7 protein-coding genes and 1 pseudogene are annotated in these 6,455 nt (G+C 65.7%); all 8 read right to left on the minus strand.

Annotation, left to right across the window (positions count from 1 at the left end):
• Window positions 1-87: 87 nt before the first annotated feature.
• Window positions 88-540 carry a transcription antitermination factor NusB gene (nusB, locus tag ACR652_RS10585; RefSeq protein ID WP_434506473.1) on the minus strand — a complete coding sequence of 151 codons (453 nt, stop codon included), beginning with the start codon at window positions 538-540 and terminating at the stop codon, window positions 88-90.
• Window positions 537-1,019 (minus strand): 6,7-dimethyl-8-ribityllumazine synthase, encoded by a 483-nt coding sequence (ribH, locus tag ACR652_RS10590; protein ID WP_434506474.1) that lies wholly within the window; start codon window positions 1,017-1,019, stop codon window positions 537-539. The genes nusB and ribH overlap by 4 nt, the downstream gene beginning before the upstream one ends.
• A gap of 188 nt (window positions 1,020-1,207) precedes the next feature.
• Window positions 1,208-1,807, minus strand: coding sequence for a riboflavin synthase (locus ACR652_RS10595; protein WP_434506475.1), 600 nt, complete (start codon window positions 1,805-1,807; stop codon window positions 1,208-1,210).
• Between the two features lie 170 nt (window positions 1,808-1,977).
• Window positions 1,978-3,108 (minus strand): bifunctional diaminohydroxyphosphoribosylaminopyrimidine deaminase/5-amino-6-(5-phosphoribosylamino)uracil reductase RibD, encoded by a 1,131-nt coding sequence (gene ribD / locus ACR652_RS10600; protein ID WP_434506476.1) that lies wholly within the window; start codon window positions 3,106-3,108, stop codon window positions 1,978-1,980.
• The gene (gene nrdR / locus ACR652_RS10605; RefSeq protein ID WP_434506477.1) at window positions 3,109-3,588 is read right to left on the minus strand and encodes a transcriptional regulator NrdR; all 480 of its coding nucleotides are present in this window, start codon (window positions 3,586-3,588) and stop codon (window positions 3,109-3,111) included.
• Window positions 3,589-3,812: 224 nt separating this feature from the next.
• Entirely contained in the window at window positions 3,813-5,087 is a 1,275-nt protein-coding gene (glyA, locus tag ACR652_RS10610; protein ID WP_434506478.1) for a serine hydroxymethyltransferase, read from the minus strand.
• A gap of 296 nt (window positions 5,088-5,383) precedes the next feature.
• Window positions 5,384-6,091 (minus strand): hypothetical protein, encoded by a 708-nt coding sequence (locus tag ACR652_RS10615; RefSeq protein ID WP_434506479.1) that lies wholly within the window; start codon window positions 6,089-6,091, stop codon window positions 5,384-5,386.
• 234 nt (window positions 6,092-6,325) lie between these two features.
• A pseudogene (locus ACR652_RS10620) lies at window positions 6,326-6,455 on the minus strand (IS5/IS1182 family transposase); the annotation flags it as partial.

Below are 6,455 nucleotides of genomic sequence, written 5' to 3' on the forward strand. Positions count from 1 at the left end.
GACCAGGCTTCGCCGGGCCACCCTCCCCGTAAAGGGGAGGGATGAGCTCACGAGCGGCGTTGGGCGGTCGCGGCGCGACGGAGCGCCCTACCCCATCTCCTGCGTCCGCTCCTCGCGCGCGATCTTGTCGAGCACGGCGTTGACCATGCCCGACTCCGTCGGCCCGAAAAAGGCGGCCGCGACGTCCACATATTCCTTGATCACCACGCGCGGCGGCACGTCCTTGCGGGCGCGCAGCTCATAGGCTCCGGCGCGCAGCGCCGCGCGCATCACGGCCTCAAGCCGCGCGAGCGGCCAGCCCCCGGACAGCACCCGGTCGATCTGCCGGTCGATCGCCAGCTGATCCGTCAGCACGCCCTGCAGGACGTCTCGGAAGAACGTGACCTCGGCGGGCTTGTACTGAACGCCCTCGATTTCGCGCCCCATCCAGTGCGACTCGAATTCCGCGAAGATCTCGTTGAGGCCCTTGCCGGCGACCTCCATCTGATAGAGCGCCTGCACGACGGCGAGGCGCGCCGCTGAACGCTGGTCGAGGCTCATGCGAGGCTCCGCTTCAGGCGAATGAGCGACAGCGCCGCCAGCGCCGCGTCGGCGCCCTTGTCGCCGCGTTTGGGATCGGCGCGTTCGATGGCCTGAACGTCATTTTCCACGGTGAGAATTCCATTGCCGAGAGGAAGGCGGCGCGAGACCGAGAGATCGGTCAGAGCGCGCGAGCTTTCATTCGAGACGACTTCGAAGTGATATGTCTCGCCCCGAATGACGCAGCCCAGCGCGACGAGCCCGTCATAGGGCGCGCCGGCCTTTTCCGCCGCGTCGAGCGCGATCGCGGCCGCGGTTGCGATTTCCAGCGCGCCGGGAACCTCGATCACCGTCGCGCTGGCGCCGAGCCGTTCGATGGCCGTCACCGCGCCTTGCCGCAGCAGGCCGACAACCCCGGCGTTGAACCTTGCCGCCACGACCAGAATGCGCGCGCCGGGAACGGGCGCGGCGTCACTGTCCTGCGGTGCGAAACCTGCCATTGCGTGTTGAACTCCGAAACGCCCCCACCCTGTCCCTCCCCCGCTCCGCGGGAGAGGGGACGCTCACGATCGGCATCCTCGATGACGGCTCGAATCTGCTCCCTCTCCCGCGAAGCGGAGGAGGGTTGGGAAGGGGGAAGATGATGAAGGGTCTTATGTCACACGCGCGCCGGCTTGTCAGCCGCGGTTTATTTACCGCTGAGCCGCGCCGCGTAACGCGCCATCAGATCGACCTCGATGTTGAGCGCATCCCCTGCCGCGCGGGCGCCGAAAGTGGTCACGGCGAGCGTGTGCGGGATCAGCAGGACCGAGAAACGGTCGCCGTCGACCTCATTTACCGTCAGCGAGACGCCGTCGAGCGCGACGGAGCCTTTCTGCGCGACGAAACGAGAGAGGTCGGGCGGCGTCTCGATCCAGTAGCGCGCCATGCCGTCGAAGTCGTCCCGCGAGAGGATGCGCGCCACTCCGTCGATATGGCCCGTGACGATATGCCCGCCGAGCTCATCGCCGATCTTCAACGCCCGTTCGAGATTGACGCGCGTTGCCTGCGCCCATGTTCCGACAGTGGTTTTCGCCAGTGTCTCCGCCGCCGCGTCCACGTCGAAGACGGTGCGCCCGCCTTCGCGCGCGACCGCCACCACCGTGAGGCAGACGCCCGCATTGGCGATGGAGGCGCCGAGCGCGATGGTCTCCGCGTCATAGCCGCAGGCGATGCGCAGCCGCCGAAGATCGCCGCGCGGCTCGACCGAAATCACCTCGCCGACATCGGTGACAATGCCTGTGAACATGAAACTCTCCGCATCGTCCTCTCTCCCCGCCTGCGGGGAGAGGGTTAGGGTGAGGGGCGAGGCCGCGCCACGGACCCCATACAGGCCGAAGCCGCCCCACGGCAGGGTCGCGATGCCGGCTTGCCCCTCACCCCGGCCCTCTTCCCGCCTGCGGGGAGAGGGAGAATAGACTAATCCATGCGCGCATAGCGCGTCATCTGATCGGCGCCGAGCATGCGGCTCTCGATCATCCGGTAGCGCGACACATTCTCCAGCGCCGAGTGCGCGGCGGGCGTCAGCGCCGGACGGCCTGGACGGCCCAGCGGCTTCAGCCCGGTGTGGAGGATCACCTCGTCAGCGAGCCCCATGGTCAGCAGGCTTTCGGCTACGCGCGGGCCGCCCTCGCTGAACACGCGCGTGATCCCCCGCCCCGCGAGCAGGCGCAGCGCCGCGAGCAGATCAATGGTCCCGTCCTGCGCGCCGACGCGCGCGACCTCGGCCCCGGTGGCCTCGGTGAAGGCGCGCGCCTCGCTTTCCGCGACGTCCTCGCCGACGAGGACGAGCAGCGGCGCCTCGCGCGCCGTCGATGCGAGGCGCGAGCCGGGCGAGAGGGTGAGCTTGCGGTCGATCACGACGCGCAGCTTGCCGGAGCCGTCGACGCCCGGCAGGCGCACGGTCATCAGCGGATCATCCTCCCGCGCCGTGCCGGAGCCGATCATGATCGCGTCGTGCAGCGAACGCTGCACATGGGTGAAGGCGTCGGCGATGGGGCCGGTGATGTGCAGGCGCGGGTCGTGCGCGCCGCCGGCGGCGTAGCCGTCAGCCGTCCGCGCGAGTTTCAGCGTCACCATCGGCCGATGCTTGGTGACGCGGAGCACATGGCCGAGATGGTCGCAACGCGCCGCCGCCGCCTCGCATCCAACGACAACCTCGATCCCCGCTTCGCGAAGCAGGTCGTGGCCCCGGCCCGCGACTCGCGGATCCGGATCCTCCATGGCGCTGACCACGCGGGCCACGCCTGACGCGATGATGGCGTCCACGCAGGGCGGCGTCGCGCCGTGGTGCGAACAGGGCTCCAGCGTGACATACAGGGTCGCGCCGCGCGCCGCCTCCCCGGCGGCGGCCAGCGCGACGGCCTCGGCGTGAGGACGGCCGCCGACCGCCGTGAAGCCTCGCGCGACGATGACTCCGTCGCGCACGACGAGGGCGCCCACCGCCGGATTGGGAGCCGTGCGGCCCATGTTGCGCCGGCCAAGCGCCAACGCCGCCGCCATGAAGGCGTCGTCCGTCGCAGCCGGGATGATCTTTGCGTGCACACTCATTCAGTCGTCCGGGTCGTCCGCCCGTTCCCCGCCGCCTTCCAATTCGTCGATGAGGGCGTTGAAGTCGCGCGCCTCGCGGAAGTCACGATAGACGGAGGCGAAACGGACATAGGCCACAGCGTCGAGCGAGCGCAAGCCCTCGATGATCAGTTCACCGATACGGTGGCTCTCGATCTCGGATTCGCCGAGGCTCTCGAGCTGTCGGACAATGCCCGAAATCATCTGCTCGACGCGCTCGGGCTCGACAGGCCGCTTGCGCAGCGCGATCTCCACGGAGCGGGTGAGCTTGTCGCGGTCGAAGGGCGCGCGCCGGCCGGATTTCTTGACGACGACGATCTCGCGCAACTGCACGCGCTCGAAGGTGGTGAAACGGCCGCCGCATGTCGGACAGACGCGCCGGCGGCGAATGCAGGATGAGTCCTCGGCGGGGCGCGAGTCCTTCACCTGCGTGTCGAAGGAGCCGCAATAGGGACAGCGCATCAGCTGGCTTTCTCAGCACTGGGCCGGGCGCCATACCTCCCCTTTACGGGGAGGTCGGCGGCCGAAGGCCGCCGGGTGGGGTTCGCGCCGCTACATCCATGGTGGGGCTTTACCCCACCCGACCCGGCTTCGCCGGGCCACCCTCCCCGTAAAGGGGAGGGATCGAGCTCACGATCGGCATTCCAACCCTCTCCCCGATTTCTTCGGGGAGTTGCTATTTCGGATCAGTAGATCGGGAACTTGGCGGTCAGGGCGTGAACCTTTTCCTTCACGCCCGCTTCCGTGGCCGCATTGCCCTCTTCGCCCTTCGACGACAGACCATCGAGCACCTCGACGATCAGGCCGCCAACCTGCTTGAACTCGCCCACGCCGAAGCCGCGCGAGGTCGCCGCCGGCGTGCCGAGGCGGATGCCGGAGGTGACGAAGGGCTTCTCCGGATCGAAGGGGATGCCGTTCTTGTTGCAGGTGATGTGGGCGCGGCCGAGCGCGGCCTCCGCCGCCTTGCCAGTGATCTTCTTGGGACGCAGATCGACCAGCATCAGGTGGTTCTCGGTGCCGCCGGAGACGATCGCGAGGCCGGCGTCGACGAGCGTCTGGGCCAGCGTCTGCGCATTGTCCTTGACGCGCTGCTGATAGGCCTTGAACTCGGGCGTCAGCGCCTCGCCGAAGGCGACGGCCTTGGCGGCGATGACGTGCATGAGCGGACCGCCCTGCAGGCCGGGGAACACGGCCGAGTTGATCTTCTTGGCGATGTCTTCGTCGTTGGTGAGCACCATGCCGCCGCGCGGGCCGCGCAGCGTCTTGTGCGTCGTGGTGGTGACGACATGCGCGTGGGGGAACGGCGACGGATGCAGGCCCGCGGCGACGAGACCGGCGAAATGCGCCATATCGACCATGAAGTAAGCGCCGACTTCATCGGCGATCTTGCGGAACGCCTCGAAGTCCCAGATGCGCGAATAGCCCGAGCCGCCGGCGATGATGATCTTCGGCTTGTGCTCGCGGGCCAGCGCCGCGACCTGATCCATGTCGATGCGCTGGTCGTCCTTGCGCACGGTGTAGGGGATCGGCTTGAACCACTTGCCCGACAGGTTGACGGGCGAGCCGTGGGTCAGATGGCCGCCGGCGGCGAGATCGAGGCCCATGAAGGTGTCGCCCGGCTGCGCCAGCGCGAGGAAGACGGACTGATTGGCCTGCGAGCCCGAGTTCGGCTGCACATTGGCGAAGCCGCAGCCGAAGAGCTTCTTGGCGCGGTCGATCGCGAGATTCTCGGCGATATCCACAAATTGGCAGCCGCCGTAGTAGCGCTTGCCGGGATAGCCCTCGGCGTATTTGTTGGTGAGAACCGAGCCCTGGGCCTCCATCACCGCCTTGGAAACGATGTTTTCCGACGCGATCAGCTCGATCTCGTGGCGCTGGCGGCCGAGCTCGAGCTCGATGGCCTTGGCGAGCTCCGGATCGGACTGCGCGACGGAGGTGGTGAAGAAACCGGACTGGCTCATGGAATTTCCTCTAGCCTAAGTGCGCGAAAGATAAGCGAAAATTACGGCTGCCCGACTCCCGCGGAACAAGCCGGCTCTCCATGCCGCGCGTGTTGAGGCGCTCCGCTTATCACGACGCGGGCGGAACGGGAAGAGCGGCGGATTGGCGCGGAAGGCCGCTCAGGCGCGGCTCCGCGCCGTTTCCCGGGCGGCGGCGGCACGGGCAGAGTCGCGGCCCGCCGGCTGAAATCCGGGAAAGGCCTCCACGCCGCCGCCGCGCGCTCGCGCGCATCGAGAGCCGGAACACCACGCGACCGTCAGTCGAAGTCGCCACGCTTCTGCTTCTTCTTTGACGGCGCAATGCTGTCGTCGCTGCTGCCGCTTTCGGCTTCCGAGAGATCACGATTGTCTTTTTGGTAGGGCTTCTTCACTGGCGTCTCGTTGTCGTCCGGGATGGAAATGAAAGGATCCCTCGCGGTCTTGGGAAGGGGCGCCATCTCGGCGGAAGACTCTGCATTGTTTATCGGCGTCGTCAGCGTCGCGGATTTTCGCGCGCCGGCCTTGAGCAGATTTTCTGTTTTCTCCTCAGCCTGGTCTTTGCGGTGTTTCTTGCTCTTCTTCAGCTCGCCTTTCTGTTTGGTCATCTTTTCCGAGGTCGGAACAGACTTATCGCTCGTCCTCAATTTCGAGCCAGCCTCGTTCTTCGATGATCTCGTGGTTGTGATCGTGATTTCATTCGAGGGCTGCGAGATTGCCCTCTTCTCTTTCTTTTCACCGAGCGCGTCGGTCTTTTCCGGATTATTGTTGTTTGAAACGGACCCCCTGTCGCGAGGGGTCTTCGCTTTCCCTGTTGACGCTGTCGTGAGCTGAGCGGTTATATGCGAATTCGCTGAACGATTTTCCTTTTCCACTGCCTCGCGGAGCAAAGCGTTGACGCGATCGATCGCGGCTTCGATTCTCTCCACCGTAATATCGGGCAATCCCGATTTGACCTCCGGGTTCCCAGCGCAAAGGAACTCGCTCACATACTTGCTTAGTTGGTCTGTGAACTTATCCCGTTTGCTTCCTATCACGAGGAATTCCGAATCTGTCAGGTCTTTTGGGTCTTTCTCTGAGATTGAACCAACAAATATTTTGCCGACATCAATTCTGATCGTTTGGATGAAATGCTGGACTGTTGTGACAGTTTTGCTTGCTTTGGGGGAGTAAGTGACGAGATCGTTCGTTATATTTTTGGAGGGCTCGTCGGCTAGAGGGTGTTATGCACCTTGGAGCATGAATTCTGCGGCGCGCTTGAGCATGAGACATGCGAAGGCGACGACGTGGAGGCCTGCGAGGGTCTGAGCATAGCGCTCGTAATCTTTGACGAGCCGCCTGCATCGTGTCGCC

The organism is Methylocystis sp., from assembly GCF_051061225.1.
Lineage (GTDB): Bacteria > Pseudomonadota > Alphaproteobacteria > Rhizobiales > Beijerinckiaceae > Methylocystis.

Coding starts and splice junctions, on each gene's coding strand:
- nusB (WP_434506473.1), bottom strand. CDS start 540: ATGAGCCTCGACCAGCGTTCAGCGGCGCGCCTCGCCGTCGTGCAGGCG.
- ribH (WP_434506474.1), bottom strand. CDS start 1,019: ATGGCAGGTTTCGCACCGCAGGACAGTGACGCCGCGCCCGTTCCCGGC.
- ACR652_RS10595 (WP_434506475.1), bottom strand. CDS start 1,807: ATGTTCACAGGCATTGTCACCGATGTCGGCGAGGTGATTTCGGTCGAG.
- ribD (WP_434506476.1), bottom strand. CDS start 3,108: ATGAGTGTGCACGCAAAGATCATCCCGGCTGCGACGGACGACGCCTTC.
- nrdR (WP_434506477.1), bottom strand. CDS start 3,588: ATGCGCTGTCCCTATTGCGGCTCCTTCGACACGCAGGTGAAGGACTCG.
- glyA (WP_434506478.1), bottom strand. CDS start 5,087: ATGAGCCAGTCCGGTTTCTTCACCACCTCCGTCGCGCAGTCCGATCCG.